Origin of the sequence: Nitrosomonas sp. (genome assembly GCF_040240425.1) — a bacterium.
In the GTDB taxonomy this organism is placed as follows: Bacteria; Pseudomonadota; Gammaproteobacteria; order Burkholderiales; family Nitrosomonadaceae; genus Nitrosomonas.
On sequence record NZ_QPHG01000012.1, the window covers coordinates 39,579 to 61,927 of the forward strand.

At 48.3% G+C, this 22,349-nt stretch carries 15 protein-coding genes; 9 read left to right on the plus strand and 6 right to left on the minus strand.

What is annotated here, in order from left to right:
- Window positions 1-4: 4 nt before the first annotated feature.
- The 5 genes from olsF to DU481_RS06450 all read right to left on the minus strand — a co-directional run bounded on the left by olsF (window position 5) and on the right by DU481_RS06450 (window position 4,334).
- On the minus strand, window positions 5-1,762 hold the full coding sequence (olsF, locus tag DU481_RS06430) for a bifunctional ornithine lipid synthase OlsF (protein WP_350133396.1): 1,758 nt from the start codon (window positions 1,760-1,762) through the stop codon (window positions 5-7).
- 121 nt (window positions 1,763-1,883) lie between these two features.
- On the minus strand, window positions 1,884-2,282 hold the full coding sequence (gene vapC / locus DU481_RS06435) for a type II toxin-antitoxin system VapC family toxin (RefSeq protein ID WP_350133432.1): 399 nt from the start codon (window positions 2,280-2,282) through the stop codon (window positions 1,884-1,886).
- A complete protein-coding gene (locus DU481_RS06440) occupies window positions 2,282-2,476 on the minus strand; it encodes a type II toxin-antitoxin system VapB family antitoxin (protein ID WP_350133397.1) in 195 nt (64 codons plus the stop codon). Before DU481_RS06440 ends, vapC begins: the two co-directional genes overlap by 1 nt.
- Before the next feature lie 68 nt (window positions 2,477-2,544).
- On the minus strand, window positions 2,545-3,309 hold the full coding sequence (locus tag DU481_RS06445) for an alpha/beta fold hydrolase (protein ID WP_350133398.1): 765 nt from the start codon (window positions 3,307-3,309) through the stop codon (window positions 2,545-2,547).
- Window positions 3,306-4,334 (minus strand): M14 family zinc carboxypeptidase, encoded by a 1,029-nt coding sequence (locus DU481_RS06450; RefSeq protein WP_350133399.1) that lies wholly within the window; start codon window positions 4,332-4,334, stop codon window positions 3,306-3,308. Before DU481_RS06450 ends, DU481_RS06445 begins: the two co-directional genes overlap by 4 nt.
- A 212-nt stretch (window positions 4,335-4,546) precedes the next feature.
- Between DU481_RS06450 and DU481_RS06455 the strand changes: the two genes are divergently transcribed.
- The 9 genes from DU481_RS06455 to DU481_RS06495 all read left to right on the plus strand — a co-directional run bounded on the left by DU481_RS06455 (window position 4,547) and on the right by DU481_RS06495 (window position 20,456).
- Window positions 4,547-5,356 carry a UDP-2,3-diacylglucosamine diphosphatase gene (locus DU481_RS06455; RefSeq protein ID WP_350133400.1) on the plus strand — a complete coding sequence of 270 codons (810 nt, stop codon included), beginning with the start codon at window positions 4,547-4,549 and terminating at the stop codon, window positions 5,354-5,356.
- Between the two features lie 17 nt (window positions 5,357-5,373).
- Window positions 5,374-6,288, plus strand: coding sequence for a patatin-like phospholipase family protein (locus DU481_RS06460; protein WP_350133401.1), 915 nt, complete (start codon window positions 5,374-5,376; stop codon window positions 6,286-6,288).
- A 272-nt stretch (window positions 6,289-6,560) separates the two neighbouring features.
- Entirely contained in the window at window positions 6,561-12,068 is a 5,508-nt protein-coding gene (locus DU481_RS06465) for an Ig-like domain-containing protein (protein ID WP_350133402.1), read from the plus strand.
- Window positions 12,069-12,171: 103 nt separating this feature from the next.
- Entirely contained in the window at window positions 12,172-13,443 is a 1,272-nt protein-coding gene (locus DU481_RS06470) for a GNAT family N-acetyltransferase (protein ID WP_350133403.1), read from the plus strand.
- A gap of 175 nt (window positions 13,444-13,618) precedes the next feature.
- The gene (locus DU481_RS06475; RefSeq protein ID WP_350133404.1) at window positions 13,619-14,662 is read left to right on the plus strand and encodes an MJ1255/VC2487 family glycosyltransferase; all 1,044 of its coding nucleotides are present in this window, start codon (window positions 13,619-13,621) and stop codon (window positions 14,660-14,662) included.
- Between the two features lie 41 nt (window positions 14,663-14,703).
- A complete protein-coding gene (locus DU481_RS06480; RefSeq protein ID WP_350133405.1) occupies window positions 14,704-15,705 on the plus strand; it encodes a diacylglycerol/lipid kinase family protein in 1,002 nt (333 codons plus the stop codon).
- A gap of 369 nt (window positions 15,706-16,074) precedes the next feature.
- Window positions 16,075-17,223 (plus strand): ABC transporter substrate-binding protein, encoded by a 1,149-nt coding sequence (locus DU481_RS06485; protein ID WP_350133406.1) that lies wholly within the window; start codon window positions 16,075-16,077, stop codon window positions 17,221-17,223.
- Entirely contained in the window at window positions 17,220-19,406 is a 2,187-nt protein-coding gene (locus DU481_RS06490) for a cache domain-containing protein (protein ID WP_350133407.1), read from the plus strand. The genes DU481_RS06485 and DU481_RS06490 overlap by 4 nt, the downstream gene beginning before the upstream one ends.
- Window positions 19,407-19,442: 36 nt before the next feature.
- Window positions 19,443-20,456, plus strand: coding sequence for a hypothetical protein (locus DU481_RS06495; RefSeq protein ID WP_350133408.1), 1,014 nt, complete (start codon window positions 19,443-19,445; stop codon window positions 20,454-20,456).
- Window positions 20,457-20,482: 26 nt separating this feature from the next.
- On the opposite strand, the gene ftsH is transcribed toward DU481_RS06495, so the two are convergent.
- The gene (gene ftsH, locus DU481_RS06500) at window positions 20,483-22,312 is read right to left on the minus strand and encodes an ATP-dependent zinc metalloprotease FtsH (protein ID WP_350133409.1); all 1,830 of its coding nucleotides are present in this window, start codon (window positions 22,310-22,312) and stop codon (window positions 20,483-20,485) included.
- Between the last annotated feature and the right edge of the window lie 37 nt (window positions 22,313-22,349).

Consider the following 22,349-nt stretch of genomic DNA (forward strand, 5'->3'; position numbering starts at 1 on the left):
ACCGCTATGCGGAATTTCGCTTTAGTATGGCGGCTTCGTGGCTTTCAATATAGCGTTGATGTTTCTTTTCCTTGATGGCGCCGACATGCACCAGAATTAGCGCATCGACACAGTTGGAAAATTGCGGATCGATATTAAAACCGAGAAACTCGCAACCGCCCGGCTCGCATAATTCCACGTACTGCTTATACAGAACCGGCACTTTAACCCCGGCTGCATCCAACTTTTCTTTCAACAGTGCATACGCTTGCTTGTATCCCGTTTCATCTGTGGCTTTGCCAAACATTGCGAAATCCGCTGCTGCATTGAATTGAAACGGCAGTCTGGGCGCGGCCAGCTGTTTGTCATTGCCACACAGTTGCTGATAGAAATTTGCAATCGTCTGTTGCGCCGCTTCCGGTAGCGCAGTGCTCATCGACACCGGTCCGGTCATATAACGAATTTCCGGGTGCTGATACAGATAAGCGCCAATGCCGTACCACAAATAATCCAGGCTGCGTTTATTCTGGTAGCGCGGTTGAATGAAACTACGCCCCAGTTCGATCGATTGTTCCAGATACGGCAGAAATGCCAGGGTGAATTCGAACAAGCTATGCGTGTACAACCCATCCGCACCGCGTGCTTTGAGAATTTTTGCCGCTTCACCGATGCGATACGAACCGATAATCTCCAGTTCGTCTTCGTCCCACAGTATCAAATGGCGGTAATAACGATCATAGCTGTCGATATCCAGCGTGTTGCCGGTGCCTTCCTGCACCTGACGGAAAGACAATTCGCGTAAACGGCCGATTTCACGCATCACGCTGGAATTTGGCATATAATCAAACAGATAAATATGCTTGCCGTCCTGGGTTTTCCCGATGAGTTGCGAGGCTTTTAACTCCTTGCGAATTAACTTGGTGCGAACGGGATGAATTATGTTTTCAATCGGTTTGAACAGCTCTTTTTTCTTCTTTTCGCCCAGTAAATAAACCTGCTTGCGCATCAGTTTCGCCACAGCCTTTTTAGACAAATCCATCGCCGCAATCGATTCCCACGGAATCGGCTTGCCGATACGGAACGAAACCTCACCGCCTTGTTTATTGAACATTTCGTTGACTAGCATCATCGTGCCGAGCGGCTTGTAAATACTCGATAGTCCGTAAAATACCGCGGAATTTTTGCCGCCGATATGCATCGGTACAATCGGCGCTTTGGTTTTCTGCGCCAGCGAAATAAAACCGGATTTCCATTTGCCGTCACGCACGCCCAGCGGGGAAATACGCGATACTTCACCGGTGGGAAACACAATCACCGCTTGCTCAGCTTCCAGCGCCTCGATAATCTGATTCATGTTGTCACGGTGCTGCGCAACTTTGGAAAAATTATCCACCGGCAAAAACAAACTTTTCAGCGGATCGATGCAGTCCAGCAAGCTCGTCGCCACAATTTTCACATCGGTGCGAATCTCCGATACCAGCTTCAGTAGCGCCAAACCATCTAAGGAACCGAGCGGATGATTGGCGACGATCAACACCCGGCGCTGATCGGGAATACGCGCCCTGTCTTTACTGGAAACCTGAAACGAAAAATTGAAATGCTCCAGCACCGCATCGTTGAATTCCAATCCCTCCAAATGCCGATGCGTCTCGATGAAACGATTGATTTCATCCTGATGCAGTAACTTCTTCAAAAACGAAGAAGCCGCTTTCATCAGCGGCTTGTCACTCTGTGTATCCGTGCCTGGAAAATAATCCTTTAACATCGCATCGACATCCAGCATAAAACAGACTCCATTACGGGAATTGAATGCTGATGAAGATATAGGATTAATGTGACAAGAAAATGACAGTTAGTCTAAGACTCTCTAACAAGCCATTCCAGTGAAATATTGACGTTAAAAGTCATAAATCCGACGCATCTTTCAGCTTCAGATTTTCAACATATGGGGCAAAATCACGATCTGAGAAAAGTAAAGGTGTTTTGGTTTCGATGCAGTACGTGGCGATGAGACAATCGATGGTTTTTCTGATGGTAATGCCTTGCTTTCTGAGCGTGCGATAGTTTTGGGCCGATTTAATTGCCAAATCACTATTGCAAAGTTGCACAAGTTCAAGCTCTGTCAGTAGTGATTTTGCTATTTGGTAATCTTTGTCACTTCTAAATCCTTGCAGCACTTCAGCCAAAATTAAATCTCCAACGATGATCACCGTGCTGGACAGATAATGATCGAGTTTTTCGGTCTGACCGTTAATTTTGCCGTTGAAAAAATCCACCCATACACTGGTGTCGACCAATACCATCAATCCGTTCTCGTGTCATCGAGATTACCATCCCATTTCAGTTTACCCCGATATCGCTTGATCTCTTCTTGTTTCTTTATTCTTATCAAAGTTAACAGGCCGAGTTCTACGGCTTCTTTTTTGGTCTTTGCGCCGGTCAGCTTGATGACTTCATTCATCAGTTCGTCGTCAATAACAATATTGGTTCTCATCATACCTCCATGTGTATGGTTGCACTCTATTTTACACATAGAATATAGAATACGCACATGATTCACCGTTGCTATTGGCTGGATAGCTCGTTTATCGTTGTATCGAACCATTGCCTGATGTTTTGAGCCAACCACTCCGATTCATCCAACGGCAAATCATGTCCGGCGGATTCATGTTCAACGTAATCAGTGTTCCAAGTTTGCGCGAGTTTTTGGCTACAGCGGTAATCGACCAACCGGTCTGCCCGGCTGGTGACGACCAATAGCGGTTGCTGCGGTTTTGTGGTGACTGAAAATTTCATAGCAGCGAGGAATTGGTTTCTGGTGCTGGCGGGGGCTAACGGGTTTTGCCGTTGCCATTGTTGCCAGGATTCGAGCAATTTTTTATCGTGTTGATGGCGGTTGGAAGTCAATCGCAGAATGCCCGATTCTCTTTTCGCAGCAGAATGAAAAATCAGACGCAGTACATGCGCATACGCCGTCCAGCGTAAACGGCGGTAAAACGGCGATAGCGGTCTCGCACTGGTATTGATCAACACTGCGGCTTCGATTTCGGCGGGATAGCGTGTCATCCAGTCGATGGCAATCATGCCGCCCATCGACAAAGCGATCAGCCGGATTGGCTGATTTGAATTGATTTGCTGACGCAACGCGCCGGTCATAGCGGCGATAGTGTCTGGGCTGGTTTCATGATGCCGCATGCCGTTGCCGGGAATATCGGGTGTGCTGATCAGCGCAGCGGGAAATTGTTTTTGCAGTTGATCGGTAAATTTTCCCCAATGACGCGCTTCGCGCCATAAGCCGCGCAACAGTACAAAATGCGGCGGATGGTTCATGAATACCACAGCGCCAGCGCTTGCTGTTCCAGTTTTTCCGCGTCACTTTGATTGATCCAATTTTGGTATGACAGTGTGGCGTGCAGCAAAAATTCCATCAGGATCAAATGGCTCCTCAGCACGCGGTTCAGCCGGTGCGGTTTGATCGGGTGATACAGCCCAAGCAATTGACGCAGCTGCAGCGGATTCTTGCGGATCCAGCGCCACGATCCCATTTCCAGCGTCAATGGCAGAAAAACATTGTTCTGTTTCAATGACTTTAAATACAAAAAATCCCACAAGTCGCCGTGCACCAGATAGTGCTGCGATTGCGGTTCAAATAAATAATCCTGGTGCGGATAGGTTTGCATGAACAGGTTGCGCAAATAACAGACTTCCTTCAAATGTTTGATCGGCTCACAGCGGCTGCGAGCATAAGGAAACCAGATCTGATTGCGGAAACCGAAACCGGAATGGCAGTCGAGCACCAGGCTGAATGGCGCGGGCAAGACTTCCTGCGTGATGAAATCGCACAGTGCTTGCGCTTCGGGTTGCATGGGTTCATTGGTTTTTCCGCGATACCACGGCAAAGTGGATGAAATCCGGTGCCCGCCAGCGAGCAGGATGGTTTTTTCCTGGCTATCGACCGGCGCGTTGCGCATCAAATCGACACCCTGCCCGTTCGCTCGGGTTTTATTGAGCATTCCGGCCGGATTGACGAGGGGTAGAAAATGAATGCACACGCGTTGCAAAATCTCGGCCAAAACCCGGTCCCACTTCAAGCGCTCCAGCAAACCTTCCAGGAATGCGATGACAACTTGCGTGCCGATACGCTCCAAGCCGTGAATTCCGCCGACATACGCCACGCATGGCACATCCGGCGCACGATTACCGAGCGTCAACGCATACACCGGTAACTCATCATCACCATATGGCACTTGGCATAGCACTTGGTGGTGCAGATACGCAGCATTGCCTTCTTGCAGAATGGTTTCAATCTGTTCAAGTTCCGGAAATGGCTGTTGAATCGTGGATGGCGCGCGCATTGTTGATTAAGAAAGTATTGCCGGAGTCCCGGTTGCAATAAAAAGCCCATGTTACTCGAATCATTTCATTTACAGCAAAGAATCACAGCAAAAACGGCCCTCTTTCTCTTTTTTCACAAAGACTTCATCAATATTTAACAAATGCTTCAAAGAAGCTTAACAAAATCACTTTAAGCTGCACTGCCATCACCAATCCATTTAAAAAGGCATTTATGATTAAGAATAAAGCCCCCATCAAGGTACGCAGTGTTTGGATTTCGGATGTGCATCTCGGGTTTCGCGGTTGTCAGGCGGAAGCACTGCTGCATTTTCTGCACTCGGTTGAAACCGATTATCTCTTCCTGGTCGGTGATATCGTTGATTTCTGGAGCATTAAAAAGAGCCCCTACTGGCCACAACATCACACCAATGTGATCCGATCCATTCTGGGCAAGGCCAAGCACGGCACCAAAGTGATTTATGTGCCGGGCAATCACGATGAAGCGTTGCGCGACTGTATCGGTCACGTCTTCGGCAACGTCGAGATTCACCAGGATTACGTGCATACCACCACGGATGGTAAGAAACTGCTGGTCATGCACGGCGACGAGTTCGACATGATCGTTAAAAACAGCCGCTGGCTCGCTAAGCTGGGCAATATCGCCTACGATACCCTGCTGGATATGAATCACTACATCAATCGGTTGCGCAAATTCTTCGGTTATTCCTATTGGTCGCTCGCAGCCTACCTGAAGCTGAAAGTGAAGAACGCGGTCAGTTATATCAGCAGTTTTGAAGACGCATTGGCGCATCTGGCCAAGGATCGCGGCGTCGATGGTGTTGTATGCGGTCATATCCATCACGCGGAATTGCGGGAAATCAATTCGGTGCTGTATTGCAACGACGGCGACTGGGTGGAAAGCTGTTCTACCCTGTTGGAGCATCTCGATGGTTCGCTGGAACTGGTTTTTTGGGCTGAGCGGTTTGAGCAGCACAAAAATCTCGTGCACGCGGAATTGCTGGCCAATAAAAGAGCGGCCTGATTCATTTGGAACACTCATTGCCAGCTAAAACCATTCTCAGCCTGGACGGCGGCGGCAGCCATCTGCTGATTCAGTTAAGCGTATTGGCCTGCCTGGAAGAAGATACCGGCGTTGCCACGTACGATTTGTTCGATCTAATTGCCGGTTCTTCTTCCGGTGGATTGATCACCTGCTTGATCCTGGGGCGGCAATTGAGCGCGAAGCGCATGATCGAAAAGGTTGTGCAAGAGAAATTGCTGGAAAAGATAATGTCGGAACACCGGTTCGGCCGTTTATTGAACAAATTGCAAGTCCGTCCCAAGTATCAAGGCATTCCGAAAAAACTGGCGTTGCAACAGGAACTGGGTGATTTGAAACTATCGTCACTCAGCAAACAGATTTTTATTCCCTGCTTCAATCTCAATCAGGATCAGCTGGAAATTTTCACCAATGTCAGCGAGCCGGATTTTTTACTCAGCGAAATCGCCGATGCCTGCACCGCCGCGCCATCGTATTACCCGCCGGTGCAAATGCAGGATGGCGGCTGGCGCATCGATGGCGGTGTCGGCATGAATAATCCTGGGTTCAATGCTTATCTCTATGCACAACGCTGTTGGAGTCAGCACAACATCAAACTGCTTTCGATCGGCTCCGGCTGGCGCAGTTTTGCGATCAACGGCACGAAAGCCTGCGGATACGGTGGCGTGCAATGGTCCGCGCAAGGCATCGCATCGATCATACTCAGAGAAAAGATGATGACTAATGTGAAAACAACCGCGGAAATATTAGGCGATCAAGTGCTGTACATCAATCACCACTTGAAAGACTATGACATGCCGGATCACATGGATTCCGCCAATAACGCAGTCGTGCAGCAAAAAGCATTGGATATCGGTAAACGCTGGTACGCGCTGCATCGCGAACAAATTCAGCAATGGCTGCAACCCAAATAATCACCGGTGTTTTATTCAAAGCACAAAAAAATCATTATTCCTCAATATTGGCAAGCGAAATTAATTGCTGTTTGGTTACTTATTTTCACGTTTGCCACGCGATTGCCATGGCTATAATTTAGATTAACTAATCACTAGAATTAATTAATCTAAAATGTGATTTTTATCACACTCATGTCGCTTTTCATCAGTTATACTCGCTGCGCTATCCATAAAAATCAACCAATTAATCTTTTCAAACGCACGGCAATTAATTTCGGGGAGAAAACATAATGGCGGTTAATCCAGTAATCCAGAAGGCAGATTCATTTGCGCAAAACTCCAAAGCTCAGAATGATAATTTCACGGATTTAAGCAGCGGCCGTGACAGCTTCACACTGGATGTGCTGGCGAATGATCAAGGTGGTTTATTAAAGGTATTATGGTCTTTGGATGAAGGCAGCGGCGCCTGGAACGAGCCTAGCGATTTGTTGACCCGTGATAACTACGACGCGATTAACTATAGCGAGCTAGGCGCGCAGATTTCGATCACCAAATTTGGTACCGTTTCTTACGTTATTACATCGGAATTACAAGCAAAACTTAAAGATCTATCAACCGGCGAGAGCTTAACCGATACCTTTATCTACGCCATGAAGGTCGGTCAAGGCAATAGCCCGCTGAGCTGGGCTAAGGCAACAGTGACACTCAACGGACTGAATCATGCGCCAGAACTGACCGGAACGACTGCCATTCTGCCGAATGGAGCGGAAAACACCGGCTATGAAATCCTAACAAGCGATTTGCTGAAGGGTTTCACCGATGCCGATAAGGATGAAATAACAATCAAGAATCTGTTGGTTACTCATGGCACGCTGACAGAAACCGCAACCGGCTGGGTCTTCACACCGGAAAATAATTTTTCCGGTGATGTCGAATTAAGCTATGACATTGTAGATGGACATGGCGGAAGCCTGGGCGCGGCGCTTAAATTCACACTTGAACCCGCATTCATAGACACTACCCCACCCACACTTTATTATTCCGAGCCTGCCGACGACACAACTGAAGTTCCGGTTACCAACAATATTGTTTTACACTTCGATGATGCGGTCACACCAGGATCCGGCAACATTATCGTCACTAACGGCACGGATACCCGCCTCATTGCTGTCGATGATAGCAGTCAGATCACATTCAGCGGCAGCAAGGTAATTATTAATCCCAGCACCAATCTAGTGCCCAATACCACTTATCATGTCGAGATAGCCAATGGTGTCATTGCCGATGATTCCGGAAACCCTTACGCTGGAATGAGTGATCCAGCAGCACTCAACTTTACGACGATTGCTGACAACACGCCACCGGTTCTGAGTTGGAGTTGGCCATTTGAAGGACAACCATTCAAGATCGATGACAATATCACCCTGAATTTCAATGAAGAAATCATGGCTGGAACCGGCAACATCATCATCAGCAATGGAACCGATACCAGAGTCATTGCGATTGATGACGCCAGTCAAGTGACCATCAATAACTTCACCGGCCTCGGCATATTCAATTACGGTTCAATCACCATCAATCCTACCGAAGATTTGATTGTTAATTCCACCTACAGCATCCAGATTGCTCCAGGTGTGATTACCGATACATCGGGTAATGCTTGGGAGGGCATCAATGATGCACTGAGCTTTAGCACGATCGGACCTGGTCCGATTTTGGATTGGAGCAACCCAGGAGACGATGCCGCCGATTTCCAGATGGACAACACGATCGAATTATCCTTCGATGAGCTAGTTAAACCGGGCAGCACGGGCAATATCATCATCAGCAATGGCTCCGACACGCGCATCATTTCGATCAATGACAGCAGCCAAGTGACATTTGATGGTTACTATAATGTAACGATCAATCCCACCACCGATTTGATCCCCCACACGCATTACAATATCAAGATCGATAGCGGCGCTATCACCGATCTGGATGGTAACCCTTTTGTTGGAATTAGCGACGACACCACACTGGATTTCTCCACAATCACGAGTGAACCGCTTTTGTACAATAGTTTTCCTGGCGACAATTCGACCGATTTTCAAGTGGATCAAAATATCGAATTGTTTTTTAATGAATGGGTTAAACCTGGCAATAGTGGCAATATCATCATCAGCAATGGCACTGATACGCGTGTCATCTCGATCAATGACAGCAGCCAAGTAATCTTCGATGGCTACAATAGCGTGTTCATCAATCCAACAGACGATCTGGTGCCCAACACGCATTACAGCATCAAGATCGATAGCGGCGCTATCACCGATCTGAGTGGTCACGCCTATGCCGGAATCAGCGACGACACAGCGCTTGATTTCTCCACGATATCATCCGATCCACAGCTTTTCTGGAGTAATCCTCTGGACAACGCTACCGACTTTCAAGTTGACAACAACATTCAACTATCTTTCAATGAAGCGGTTCAAGCGGGCAGCAATGGTAATATCATCATCAGCGATGGCTCGGATACCCGTACCATCTCGATTAATGATAGCAGTCAAGTGACCTTTGATGGTTACGGCAGCGTGATCATTAATCCAACAGACGATCTAGTCCCCAACGCGCATTACAGCATCAAGATCGATAGTGGTGCTATCACTGATCTGAGTGGCAACCCATTCGCCGGTATCAGCGACGATACCACACTGGATTTCTCCACCGTCTCGTCCGAACCACAGTTATCCTGGAGTAACCCAACGGATGACTCCACCGACTTTCAAATTGACAGCAACATTCAATTAACTTTCAATGAAGCGGTTCAGGCGGGCAGCAATGGTAATATCATCATCAGCAATGGCTCCGATACCCGTACCATCGCCGTTAACGACGCCAGCCAGGTTACTTTCAACGGCAGTAAGATAACCATTAATCCAACGGACGATCTGGTTCCCAATACGAACTACAGCGTCAAAATTGACAATGGCGCTATCACCGACTGGAATGGTTATGCCTATGCAGGCATTAATGACGATACCACGCTGAATTTTTCCACCATTTCGAGCGACCCACTGCTAAGCTTCAGTAATCCCTGGGATAATCTCACCGAATTCCAAGTGGATCAGAATATCGAACTCTATTTTAATGAGCAGATTAAGCCTGGCAGTAGCGGTAATATTGTCATCAGCAACGGTTCAGATACCCGCACCATCGCGATTAACGATCCTAGTCAGGTCACTTTTGACGGTTTTAACGGTATCATTATCAACCCGTCCGCCGATCTGGTACCCGGCACTAACTACAGCATCCGGATCGACAGCGGTGCCATCACCGACGTGAGTGGCCATGGCTATGCGGGCATTAACGACGATACCACGCTGAATTTTTCCACCATTTCGAGCGAGCCTCAGCTAGTCGGCAGTATTCCCTGGGATGATTTCACCGAATTTCAATTTGATCAGAATATCGAACTCTATTTTAATGAACAGGTTAAGCCCGGTAGTAGCGGTAATATTGTCATCAGCAATGGCTCCGATACGCGTACCATCGCCATTAACGATGCCAGCCAAGTCAGCTTCGATAATTCCAATCGAGTCGTCATTAATCCGATCACCAACTTGTTTCCCAATAGCCACTACAGCATCAAGATCGATAGCGGCGCCATCACCGATTTAAACGGTCATGACTACGCCGGTATCAACGATGACACCACATTGGATTTCTCCACCATTACGGGTGAACCTCGCCTCAATGGCAGCAATCCCATTGACGGCTCCGCCGGTTTCCAAGAGGATCAAAATATCGAACTCTATTTTAATGAACCAGTTAAGCCGGGCGATAGCGGCAACATCATCATCAGCAATGGTTCCGATACCCGCACCATCGCCACTAACGATGCCAGCCAGGTCACTTTCAACGGCAGCGAAGTGACCGTTAATCCAACAGCCGATTTGGTCCCCAACACGAACTACAGCATCAAAATTGACAGCACTGCCATTACCGACTTGGATGGTAATTCGTACACCGGCATCAGCGACGATACCACGCTTAATTTCGCCACGACTACCAGCGAACCACTCTTGTTCTCGACTACTCCGCGGGATGATTCAGCCGACTTTCCAGCTGACAACAACATTAAGCTAGAATTCAATGAATTGGTTCAAGCTGGCAGCAATGGTAACATCGTACTCAGCAATGGCTCCGATACCCGTACCATCGCCATTAACGATACTAGCCAGGTCACTTTCAACGGTAGCAAAGTGACCGTTAATCCAATAGCCGATCTGATTCCCAATACGAACTACAGCATTCGGATCGATAATGGCGCAATCACCGATCTAGGCGGCCATGTCTATGCAGGTATTAACGACGATACCACGCTAAACTTCTTGACGATCGGTACTGAACCACGGTTATATGGGAGCAATCCTTGGGATGATTCAGTTGACTTTCCGGTGGATAACAATATTACGTTATCTTTCAATGAAGAGATTCATGCAGGCAATAGCGGCAATATCGTAATCAGCAATGGCTCCGATACCCGTACCATCGCCATTAACGATGCCAGTCAGGTTACTTTCGATGGCTATAACAGTGTGACCATCAACCCAGCTGCCGATCTGATTCCCGACACAAATTACAGCATCCGCATTGATAGCGGCGCCATTCTCGATTTGAGCGGCAATGCTTATGCCGGTATCAGTGATGACACCACACTCAACTTCTCTACGATAACCACCGAGCCACGGTTATTCTTAAGTAATCCTTCGGATGGATTCACGGATTTCCAAGCTGATCAGGATATTATTTTAATTTTTAATCAATTGGTTAAACCAGGCGCTAGCGGCAATATCATTATCAGCGATGGCTCCGATACACGCACTATTGCAATCAATGACAGCAACCAAGTATTTTTTGATGGATACACTGGGATAATTATCAATCCAACAGATGATCTAATCCCCAATAGTCATTACAGCATCAAGATCGATAGTGGCGCTATCACTGATCTGGAAGGTAATGCTTATGCAGGAATCAGTGATGACACGACGCTTGATTTCTCCACCATTACGAGCGAACCTCGTCTGTCTAGTAGCAACCCTGCTGACGACTCCAGCGATTTCGAAGTAAACGGTGACATTCAATTGTCTTTCAATGAAATAATTCAAGCCGGCAGCAGCGGCAATATTGTTATCAGTAACGGTTCCGATACTCGTACCATCGCCACTAACGATGCCAGTCAAGTCACTTTTAACGGCAGCAAGGTAACTATCAATCCAACAGCCGATCTGGTTCCCAATACGAATTACAGCGTTAAAATCGACAACGGCGCCATTATCGATCTCGCTAATAATCCTTACGCCGGTATCAATGACGATACGACGCTCAACTTTACGACATTATCCAGCGACCCGCTATTGTCAGGCAGTTCGCCGATGGATGATGCCGTTGATGTTGCGGTGGGTAGCAACATTAACCTCTACTTCAATGAAGAGATAAAACCGGCAAACGGTAATATTGTGATCAGCAATGGCACGGATACACGGACGATTTCGATCAATGATTCCAGCCAGGTTACTTTCAGTAGCAGTAAATTCGGCGGCAATCAAATCTTTATCGATCCGGCAGCCGATTTGGTTCCCAATACGACTTACCATATTGAAATTGATGCCAGCGCAATCACCGATACCGCTGGAAATTATTACGCCGGAATCAGCGATGACACTACGCTCAATTTCACGACGACCGATACGCTTGTTACACCGGCAATTGTTGGAGTGGCAGGTATTGGCGATCCGGTTTTTCCAGTTCTCTAATACCTAAGCTGTATCCTTCAAGCAGCGCCATCGCCATTGGATGGCGCTGCTTGAATGTCAAAGAAATCACCGCGACCATGCTTTTTTGACTCAAAATTTCTCCATGCGACAAATTTCCGAAGCCCTGCAACGTGCTGTCCGCCATCAGCAATCCGGACAGTTTTCCGAAGCGGAAGCGGTTTGCCGCCAAATTCTTGCCGCACTGCCGGATCAGCCCGATACATTGCATCTGCTCGCGATTATTTATGCCCAAACCAAGCGGTATGCGCAAGCGAATGATAATTTCCGTAAAGCGATCACCCTAGCACCTGCGCGCGCCGATTTTATCGGCAATTATGCCAATGCGTTGTGGGAACAAGGTTCGATCGAAGAAGCCATCAGTTATTGCGAGCGCTCGCTCGCCATCAATGCCAATCAAGCCGAAGTGCTCAACGTATTGGGTAATGCATTGATGGTGCAAAACCGACACGAGAAAGCGGTAGAAATTTTCCGCCGGGCGCTCCATTTGCGTCCGCAGTATCCGCATGCACTCAATAACCTGGGCAATGCGCTGCAAAAAATGAACCAGACCGCGGAAGCAATTCCCTGCTATCAACAAGCAATCGAGTTGCAGGGCGATTATTCGGAAGCCTGCAATAATTTGGGGCAGGCCTTAAAAAACCTGGGAAGAATTGATGAAGCCAGAGCCCAGTTCCATAAAGCATTACAGTTAACCCCCAACTTCAATCAGGCGCGCAACAATCTTGCCGAAGTCGATTCCTGCTGGTTGGAACCGTTGGAGGGAAAGAAGTTATACTTGCGCCGCTACGAAGCACAAGACGCTGCTTACTTGCGGTACTGCCACCAAAATAATGACTTCATGGCGTTGTACAATCAATATATTCCGCGCCATCAACCGACCGATGAATTAGCCGAAAAATTGCGTCAGACGCAGGCATTGCATCCTTGCCAGACTAAATCCGTCGACTGGATCATTTTCCGCAAAGAAACCGGCCAACCGGCCGGTATCGCCAACCTCGTCGACATCAATTTATCGCATCGCCGGGCGGAGTTTCTGATCGGATTGCCGGACTCTGAAGATCGCACCCGCGGCATTGCGCTCGAAGCAACCTTATTGGTTCTGGACTATGTATTCAACCGGGTGAAATTAAACAAACTGATCGCCCATGTGTACGCGCACAATGCCTTTTCCCAGAAAAATGCTTTGGCGCTCGGATTTACGCAAGAAAGCTATTTACGTGAACATCTGGTGGATCCGCATGGCAATCTTCTGGATGTATATGGCAATGGCATGACTATGCGCGATTTCCATTCCAATCCCAGAATTTCCAAACTCTCACTGCGCATACTTGGCCGCGATATTACCGTCGTATAAGCAGCGATTGTCTGCATTTCTAAGTTTTTCCGCCTTTTAGCACGTCCGATGTAATCCATCTAACTGTCATTTTTCTGTCATGACAGCTTGCTACACTCTGCCCGATTTAATAAAACCCTGACACATCCAGGTTTCAAATCACCATCGCAGATATCCATTAAGGAACTGGAGCACCATGAAAATTTTTTACGGCATCCAAGGAACAGGCAATGGCCATATCACGCGTGGCCGTATCATGGCGCGTGAGTTGCAAGCAGCGGATCTCGAAGTCACTTATTTGTTCACTGGTAGGCCGCAAGACAAGTTTTTCGCTATGGAAGTTTTCAACGGCCATCAGTGGCGCGAAGGACTGACATTCGCTACCAACAAAGGCAAAATCAATCACTTGAAAACCGTATTGCAATCCAAACCGCTCAATTTTCTCAAGGATATCCGGCAACTGGATTTGAGTGCTTACGATCTGGTCATTTGCGATTTTGAACCAGTAACCGCTTGGGCAGCGCGCAGGCAAAACAAAAAAACCGTCGGTATCTGTCATCAATACGCTTTCCAACATGACATACCGCGCGCAGGCAATGATCCAGTTTCCGAAATCGTACTGAAAAAATTCGCGCCGGTGGATTTAAGCATCGGCTTGCATTGGCACCATTTCGATCAGCCTATTCTACCGCCGGTGATTGAGACGCCTTTTATTCCCGAGCTGATTCAAAAAAACAAAATTGTCGTTTATCTGCCGTTTGAAGATCAGCAGCACATCATCCAACTATTCTCACGCTTCAAAAATTTCGAGTTCTTCATCTATTCCCCGGAAGCATCGCCTTCGCATCATGCGCATATCCATTGCAAACCCTTATCGTTGACCGGATTTCAGCAAGATTTATCGGATTGCGCGGGTATCATCTGCAATGCCGGCTTTGAATTGGCCAGCGAAGCATTGCAATTAGGCAAAAAAATCCTGGTAAAACCCGTGCATGCACAAATGGAACAAGCTTCTAATGCAGCAGCGCTCAACCTGCTGGGTTATGGGCAGATGATGCAAACCGTCGATGCCAGACGTATTGAACAATGGCTCTATGAAACCAAAGCGGTCCGTGTTACTTACCCGAACACGGCCAAACATCTGGTGCAATGGATCAAGGACGGTATGCCCCCCGTCGAACAGTCATGGTGCAATCTAATCTGGTCGGAGGTCAATATCACCCCGGTTGAATTATCGTGAATTTAAACAGACACGCTGGAATTAACCCGCACATTTCATCCATGAACGACAATCATTTATTTCAACCCAATCCGCTGCTCCTTAAAATACCGGCACCGGAAAAAATCCTGATCATTTTTAACCCGATATCCAGCGCTGGCAATACGGAATCGCTCGCGCATCAAATGGCAGCAGCGCTTTCGCAGCAAGGCAAGCATGCTGAAATTTGTCCCTCCGAAAAAAAAATGAAGGGCTATACCCGCATCGTGGATAATATCGCGGCCAGTGATCTGGTTGTGGTGGTGGGCGGTGACGGCACCATCCGGAAGTTATTGGACCTCCTCAATAAAACAACCACGCCGGTGTATGCCATACCGGGCGGAAACGAGTCGCTGTTTGCGCGTTCCTACGCCATGAGCACCGCAGCGGATGATTTGCTCCAGGCCATCGCTTCCGGAGTTTGCTTGCAGCAGTTTTACGGTTTGATCAGCGGCAAGGGCATTCGCGGTGAGAAACCTTTTTTTCATATGGCTTCGATGGGATTGGATTCTTTAACGGTCAAGAACATCGGCAAGCGAAAAGGCCCGCTCAATGATTCGATTTACCTTTGGCATGGATTGAAAGCGCTGTGTTCACTGCATCACCCTACTGTCTCGGTGAGTGTCGATGGCGAGCAAGTCATCGACCATGGTTCCGGGTATGTCATCGTGGCCAACAATTCGGCGTATGCGAAAAACTTGCAACTCGTGCCGAGCGCCGATCCATCCAAAAACGAATTGGTCGCCGGTTTTCTGCCAGGTGCCCGGCCGCAGCATGAATTGGTCAAAGCCATGCGCATTCTGCAGCAAAAACCTGCAAACCTCCCCATGCAGTATTTCAGCGGCAAGCAAATCGCTTGCACGTTGCACGACAAGGCCTATCCACTTCAGGTCGACGGCGATTATTTCCGCAATCGCGACATCGAAGCCGAAAGCACCATTGTATTCAGCGTCAGTCAGCGGCCCATCCGAGTATTAATTCCGCCCGCTCTGAATACAACCGCATTGCACGTCAGCAGCGACTGATCCCACCCCATTGGTTTTACTACCACAGATTCTTAATTGATTGTTCTCCAATGAGAATCCCGGATTCGCGGGATTCTCATCATACCGTGCAAGTACGACCAGCAATACCACAAGCTGGATTCAATAATTCCCCTCGCTGCTGAAGCCTTTTGCATTGCGTGCACCGCCTTTGATGCACGCTATCGATAAAACAGCTGGAATGGTTTCTATGTCGGGATAGATATGATATGGTATCGCATTTAAGTATGAAACAATCTAAGATACAGAATGTTAGTCGATAGAGTTAATCATACACTCGAAATTAAACCAAACCATCGGTCAAGCCAAAACAATACCGGCAGCGCAATCCTTCTCATCTGAATGACCAGCATGTTTAAATCCATCTCGATAAAGAAAATAACCCTTTTCTATACACAGTGTTGCGCCTATATCGTTGTGCTCTGCTGGTGCAGTCTTGCTCATACCGAACCCATACAACTCGGCATGAGCACTTCGCTCAGCGGCCCCAATCAGTTATTGGGACGCGCCATGTACCTGGGTATGAATGCTTTGTTCGAGGAAATCAATCAGCAAGGCGGTATTCGCGGCCGCATGATCAGTCTGACCGTACTCGATGACGGTTATGAGCCGGATAGTGTCAAGGTGAACACGATGCAGTTAATTGATCAGCATAAAGTCATCGCGATTGTCGGTAACGCCGGTACGCCGACGGCGGCGATTGCCGCACCCCTTGCCAACGCACGCGGCGTAGTATTTTACGGCGCTTTCACCGGCGCCGATCTATTACGCAAGATTCCGCCGGATCCTTATATATTTAACTTCCGCGCCAGCTACCGGCAAGAAATGGAGTTGATCGTGCAGGATATTCTGGAGCGCGGTATTTCTCCGTACCGCATTGCACTCTTTTTGCAGGATGACACGCTGGGACAGACCGGCTTCGACATCACCAAAGCGGTCTTGGAAAAATCGGGTTTCAAGCATACCGACCGGCTGCTGGTCACGTACTACCCGCGCAATTCTTTAGCGATACAAAGCGCAATCAAAGCAATGATTCAAGCAACACCGAAGCCCGAAGCGATCATCATCGTGGGCGCATACCAACCCGCCGCGCAGTTTATCCGCTTTTCTCACCGCATTTTCCCCAATGCGCGGTTTTATAACTTATCCTTTTCCGCCGCTTCGCTATTGGCCGATGCCCTACCCGGCATCCATGGGCGAATCTATATGACTCAGGTGGTGCCGCCCGCGGAAACCGGCTCCGAGGAACAAGACTTCATCTGGCGCGAAGGTTATCTTGCGGCACAGGTTCTGGTGAAAGCGCTGCAAAGCATCCCCGGTGAAATCAGCGGCGACACCCTGAAACAAGCATTGGAGGCGTTAGGATCGGTGAATTTGGAAGGTTTTGGCACAGTCACCTTAAATCCTGGCGATCATCAAGTGAGCGATCATGTTTGGCTGACGCATCTGGATAAAACCCGTCAATGGAATAGCGTGAAAACGACCGGAGAAAATAATTGAAGGAAACCCAGCAACTTGAATCGCCGGAACAAGGGAAGTGGACATTCATTTCCTGGATCAAGGGAATTCTCGGTATTTGCATGGTCATCTTCCTGTGCATTTTTATTGCGTCAACCAATGGTATGGTGCAGAAATACCGCACCACCATGCAGCTATCGCAACAACATGCACTAGCCACCACGCAAACCATTGCCGATTCGATTAACGATCAATTAGCCGCGCTGGCTTCCGCCGCCAATGAACTTGCGGAAAACTTGCGGGAAATTTCTTGGAGCCAGGAAACAATTGATACCGTATTGAACGAGGCGGCGCTCAATCATTTTGGTTTCAATGCGCTGGGCGTAGCTTTCGATTTATACCAAGCCGACCCGCAACTGCGTCTATTTGCACCTTTTATCCGCCAGCAAGGTACGGCCTATCAACTGGACCGGATCGATCAGTATTATGACTATACCGGTCATGCGGCATATAGCGCGAAAAACGGCAACAGCAAGAACAGTGACTGGTATCTGCAAGGCACCGGCGGAAGAAGCGGTTGGCTGGCGCCTTACTTTGATATGGCCTATCAGCAGCATACGCTGAAGTATGTCGTGCCGTTGCAAAAAAATACGGAAGCTAAAAAAGTGGCAGGCGTGGTATTTTTGGATATCGATCTGGATTGGGTCAGGCAGCAAGTCGAGAACCACGATGTGGGCGATAATGGTTATGCGATCGTCGTCAATGAATTCGACCAAATTATCTATCATGGGCTCAAGGGTTCCAAGAAAATCGTCAGTGATTTGAATCAAGCCATTACGCCGACTTACTTTGCCGAATTCACTGCGGGAAAATTAGGGACTAATGAGCTCACCGGCCGCTCCGCTTGGTTCAACCGCTATCCCATCGGTGAAACCGGGTGGTATGTGTTAACCGTGATGAATGCGGAAATCGGCAAGACGCACTTATTTGAGAACGACAGCGACGAAGATACCCGATTAATTCACGAATCCGATTTGATTAGCTGGATCGTCAATGCTGTCGTGTTGTGCCTCCTGATTTATATTTGGATTGCATTCATCAAACAGCAGCAATCGGTCGCGCAATTGTTACGGCATGCATTTATCACGTCATTGCTGCTGACCGTGGGCATCGTGTCGATCTGGATCACGGAATATTACACGCCCTCAGTGGCCCGCAATCAATCGCTGACACTATCGAATCGCGCGATCGTCGAGCAATTTCAGAACGATTATGCCGTCGCTGCTCTGCAGGAATCAAAAACACCGCCCTTTTTTGTTCCAACGGGTTTGTTCATTCAGTCGATTGAATTTCAGAACGCGACCAACGTGGCGATAACCGGCTATGTATGGCAGCGCTTTCCCAAGCATTTTGAAGAAGATATCGAACATGGCGTGATTTTTCCCGAGGCCATAGAAACATCCATAACCGAAGCATATGAACACGAGGAAGGCGATGAAATCGTCAAAGGTTGGTATTTTGAAGCCACATTGCGAGAAAACTTCGATTACAAAATATATCCTTTCGACCGGCAACTTCTCTGGGTACGTCTCTGGCATACCAGTTTCTCCAAGAATGTCATTCTCGTGCCGGATTTTAAATCCTTCGACAGTCTGAATCCCAATACTTTGCCAGGCGTTGAACAGGATTTTGTTTTATCCGAATGGAACCCATCGCGAGCTTTCTTCGGAATCAAGGTGAATAAATACAACAGCAATTTTGGCGATCGTCAGTTCACCAGCCACGACAAGATGCCGGAACTGTATTTCAACCTGGAAATCTCGCGCAATATTTTAAATCCATTCATTGCGCATTTATTTCCTCTGGCTGTGGTGCTGTTGATGCTATACGGACTCGTTCTCACCATCTCCAAACAGGAAGCGAAACTGACATTCACCGGTTTCAATGTATCGACCATCGTCGCCGCGTGCTCGGCGCTTTTTTTCATCTTATTGATTATGCATGTGCAGCTGAGAGACGAACTGGCGGTAAATACCATTGTATATTTGGAATATTTTTATCTTGTCTCCTACATTACTATTTTGATGGTAACCGTCAATGCCGTGCTGATTTCATATGATCCGCCGCTCGGAATATTGGCATTTAAGGACAATTTCATTCCAAAACTTATTTATTGGCCGATCTTGTTGACTTGGATTTTTACCATTACCGCCATTTTATTTTAACCGCTTGCCTTCAGTGCCACGATACCAGGAGCAACCATGGAAGATAATCAATCGCTCGATCCTTACAAACAAACGAGTCTGAGGTATCAGCTCTACCGGGAAGCACGGGCCATGGCCGAATACGCGCTTGCCAACGGCAAGACGGTGCCGGATAAAGTGATACGCACCATCGATACATTCACTGTACAGAGCAATGCCAGTTTGAATGACCGGATTCATGTCCGGGCGGATCTGGATATCGGTGAATTGCTTGCCGCGCACTGCGCATTGGCGAGAATAGTGGAGCCCGCCAAACCGAATACCATTCTGTTGCTGGATATCGAACAAGGAGTTACCGGGTTCATGAAGTTTCTCGGTCCGGTTTCATTGATCCGCCAAATGATGATCGCGGCTATCGTGTCGCTGATATTATTCATCGGACTGACCTTGACCGAAGAAGTAAGCAACGATAGCGGTAATATCATGTTGCAGGATGGCTTGGAATTGTTCCTCAATCTGATGTTCTATCTGGCCGCGGCCGGACTGGGCGCTTCGTTCGCCGCATTGTATAAAGCCAATACGTTTATCGCCAATGGTACTTTTGACCCCACGTATCATGCTTCCTATTGGATTCGTTTCTTTTTGGGTCTGATTGCCGGTTTGATTCTCGCTATCATGGTTTCCGAGGATTACTTCAGCAGACACTTGAGTGAAACGCCTTTCCTGGAAAAAGGCATTATCCGGCCATTGCTGGCCATGCTCGGCGGCTTTTCCGCCGACCTCACGCACACGGTTTTAAGCCGCCTGGTTGAAACGATCCGGTCGTTGTTTACCGGCAGCCCGAAAGATCAGCTTGCCAACAAGCGGAAAGCCATGCAAATTGATTTCGCCGCGCAACAGAACCAGCAACACATCAACATGGCTTCCAATCTGATTGATCTCCAGCAGGTGATCAACAGCGGTGCAACACCGGAAGAAATCAATCAGAAAATTGATCAAATATTAAAAGATGCGCTGCCTAATTCGGATATCCGGCTAAAATCCTCGGGAAAACAGGATGATGATAGTTAAGCCCTCCGGTTTTCCTGCGCTAGTGCTTATGGCTGGTGCGCATAAGCATGAATCGCCTGCTTTAATTGCAGGATTTCCGGTTGATTCAAGGTTTCGGTTTTGAGCAGCGCTTCCGCGGTTTGATCCAGCAAGGCGCGGTTATTTTGTAGAATATTGATGGCTCGTTCCAAAGCTTGATCGACCAAGGTACGCACGGCAATATCGATTTTATTCGCGGTTTCCTCGCTGTAAGTGCGACTTTGCGGCAATACCATATTGGGTTGCAAGAAAGCTGATTGCTCACGATCGTATGCCACATTACCCAGTGCTTCGCTCATGCCATAACGGAGCACCATGGCACGCGCGATATCGGTGGCACGCACTAGATCATCCGCAGCTCCCGTGGAAACTTCATGAAACACTACTTGTTCGGCCGCTCTACCGCCCAGCAGCACCGCCATTTTGTTCAGTAGTTCCACGCGAGTCATAAGATAGCGGTCTTCCGTAGGGCGTTGAATGGTGTAACCCAGAGCACCGACACCGCGCGGAATAATTGATATCTTATGCACGTCATCGGTGCCCGGTAACGCGAGCGCTACCATGGCGTGACCAAGTTCATGAAAAGCGACGACACGCCGTTCGTTGGGGTTGAGCAAGCGGTTACGTTTCTCCAATCCGGCCACGATACGCTCAATGGCGTTATTGAAGTCGTCCATCGTCACCGATACGGCTGCGCGGCGTGTCGCGAGTAACGTTGCTTCATTGATCAAATTCGCCAGATCCGCGCCGGTAAATCCGGGAGTTAACGCAGCAATTTGCTCAATTTTGACATCGGTATTCAGTTTTACTTTCTTCGCATGCACGGCAAGAATCTGTTCGCGCCCGGTTTTGTCGGGCCGGTCCACCAGCACTTGACGGTCAAACCGTCCGGCGCGCAACAATGCCGGATCGAGGATCTCCGGACGGTTAGTTGCAGCTAGCAGCACGATGCCGCTACTGGGGTCAAAACCATCCAATTCCGCCAGGAGTTGATTCAGCGTTTGTTCCTTCTCATCGTGCCCGCCGCCCATGCCGCCATAGGCGCTACGAGCACGCCCCAATGAATCCAATTCATCGATAAAAATGATTGCTGGCGCCATTTGCCGCGCTTGTTCAAATAGATCGCGCACCCGCGCCGCGCCGACACCGACAAACATTTCCACGAATTCCGAACCGGAAATGGAAAAGAACGGCACGCCCGCTTCACCAGCCACGGCGCGCGCAAGCAATGTTTTTCCAGTGCCGGGCGGCCCCACCAGCAAAATACCTTTCGGTGCGCGTCCGCCCAAACGGCCGTAATCCACGGGATTTTTCAGGAAATTGATAATTTCCACCAATTCTTCTTTGGCTTCATCCACACCCGCCACATCGTCAAAGGTGACTTTGGTTTCTTTTTCGACAAAAACTTTGGCGCGGCTTTTACCGATCGACATCAATCCGCTGCCCATACCGCCACCCATGCGGCGAATCACAAACAACCAAATGCCGACAAAGATGGCTGTTGGCACGATCCACGACAGCAAATCGCGCAGCCAAGTGCTTTGCACCACTCCGGTATACACCACGTTGTGCTTATCCAGTATTTCCGCCAACTCCGGCTCCACCCGCGTAGTCACAAAATCTTTGACTCCATCGGCATTTTTTTCTTTCAGTGTGCCAAAAATCTGATTTTGTGTTATCGCAATCTCAGCCACTCTGCCCTGCTCAAGCAGACGATGAAATTCACTATACGGAATGGGTTTTATTTGGGTGTATTGAGAATAGAGATTTTGAATCAGCAGCAAACTTAACAATGCCACAATGACAAACCAGAAGTTAACATGTGTTTTTTTGTCCATTGTTCAACCTCGATTTATGGATACGAAGAATTATTGA

What these genes read in the sequence shown, in the direction of transcription:
- olsF (WP_350133396.1), bottom strand. Translation starts at nt 1,762, where the DNA reads ATGCTGGATGTCGATGCGATGTTAAAGGATTATTTTCCAGGCACGGAT.
- vapC (WP_350133432.1), bottom strand. Translation starts at nt 2,282, where the DNA reads ATGGTATTGGTCGACACCAGTGTATGGGTGGATTTTTTCAACGGCAAA.
- DU481_RS06440 (WP_350133397.1), bottom strand. Translation starts at nt 2,476, where the DNA reads ATGATGAGAACCAATATTGTTATTGACGACGAACTGATGAATGAAGTC.
- DU481_RS06445 (WP_350133398.1), bottom strand. Translation starts at nt 3,309, where the DNA reads ATGAACCATCCGCCGCATTTTGTACTGTTGCGCGGCTTATGGCGCGAA.
- DU481_RS06450 (WP_350133399.1), bottom strand. Translation starts at nt 4,334, where the DNA reads ATGCGCGCGCCATCCACGATTCAACAGCCATTTCCGGAACTTGAACAG.
- DU481_RS06455 (WP_350133400.1), top strand. Translation starts at nt 4,547, where the DNA reads ATGATTAAGAATAAAGCCCCCATCAAGGTACGCAGTGTTTGGATTTCG.
- DU481_RS06465 (WP_350133402.1), top strand. Translation starts at nt 6,561, where the DNA reads ATGGCGGTTAATCCAGTAATCCAGAAGGCAGATTCATTTGCGCAAAAC.
- DU481_RS06470 (WP_350133403.1), top strand. Translation starts at nt 12,172, where the DNA reads ATGCGACAAATTTCCGAAGCCCTGCAACGTGCTGTCCGCCATCAGCAA.
- DU481_RS06475 (WP_350133404.1), top strand. Translation starts at nt 13,619, where the DNA reads ATGAAAATTTTTTACGGCATCCAAGGAACAGGCAATGGCCATATCACG.
- DU481_RS06480 (WP_350133405.1), top strand. Translation starts at nt 14,704, where the DNA reads ATGAACGACAATCATTTATTTCAACCCAATCCGCTGCTCCTTAAAATA.
- DU481_RS06485 (WP_350133406.1), top strand. Translation starts at nt 16,075, where the DNA reads ATGTTTAAATCCATCTCGATAAAGAAAATAACCCTTTTCTATACACAG.
- DU481_RS06495 (WP_350133408.1), top strand. Translation starts at nt 19,443, where the DNA reads ATGGAAGATAATCAATCGCTCGATCCTTACAAACAAACGAGTCTGAGG.
- ftsH (WP_350133409.1), bottom strand. Translation starts at nt 22,312, where the DNA reads ATGGACAAAAAAACACATGTTAACTTCTGGTTTGTCATTGTGGCATTG.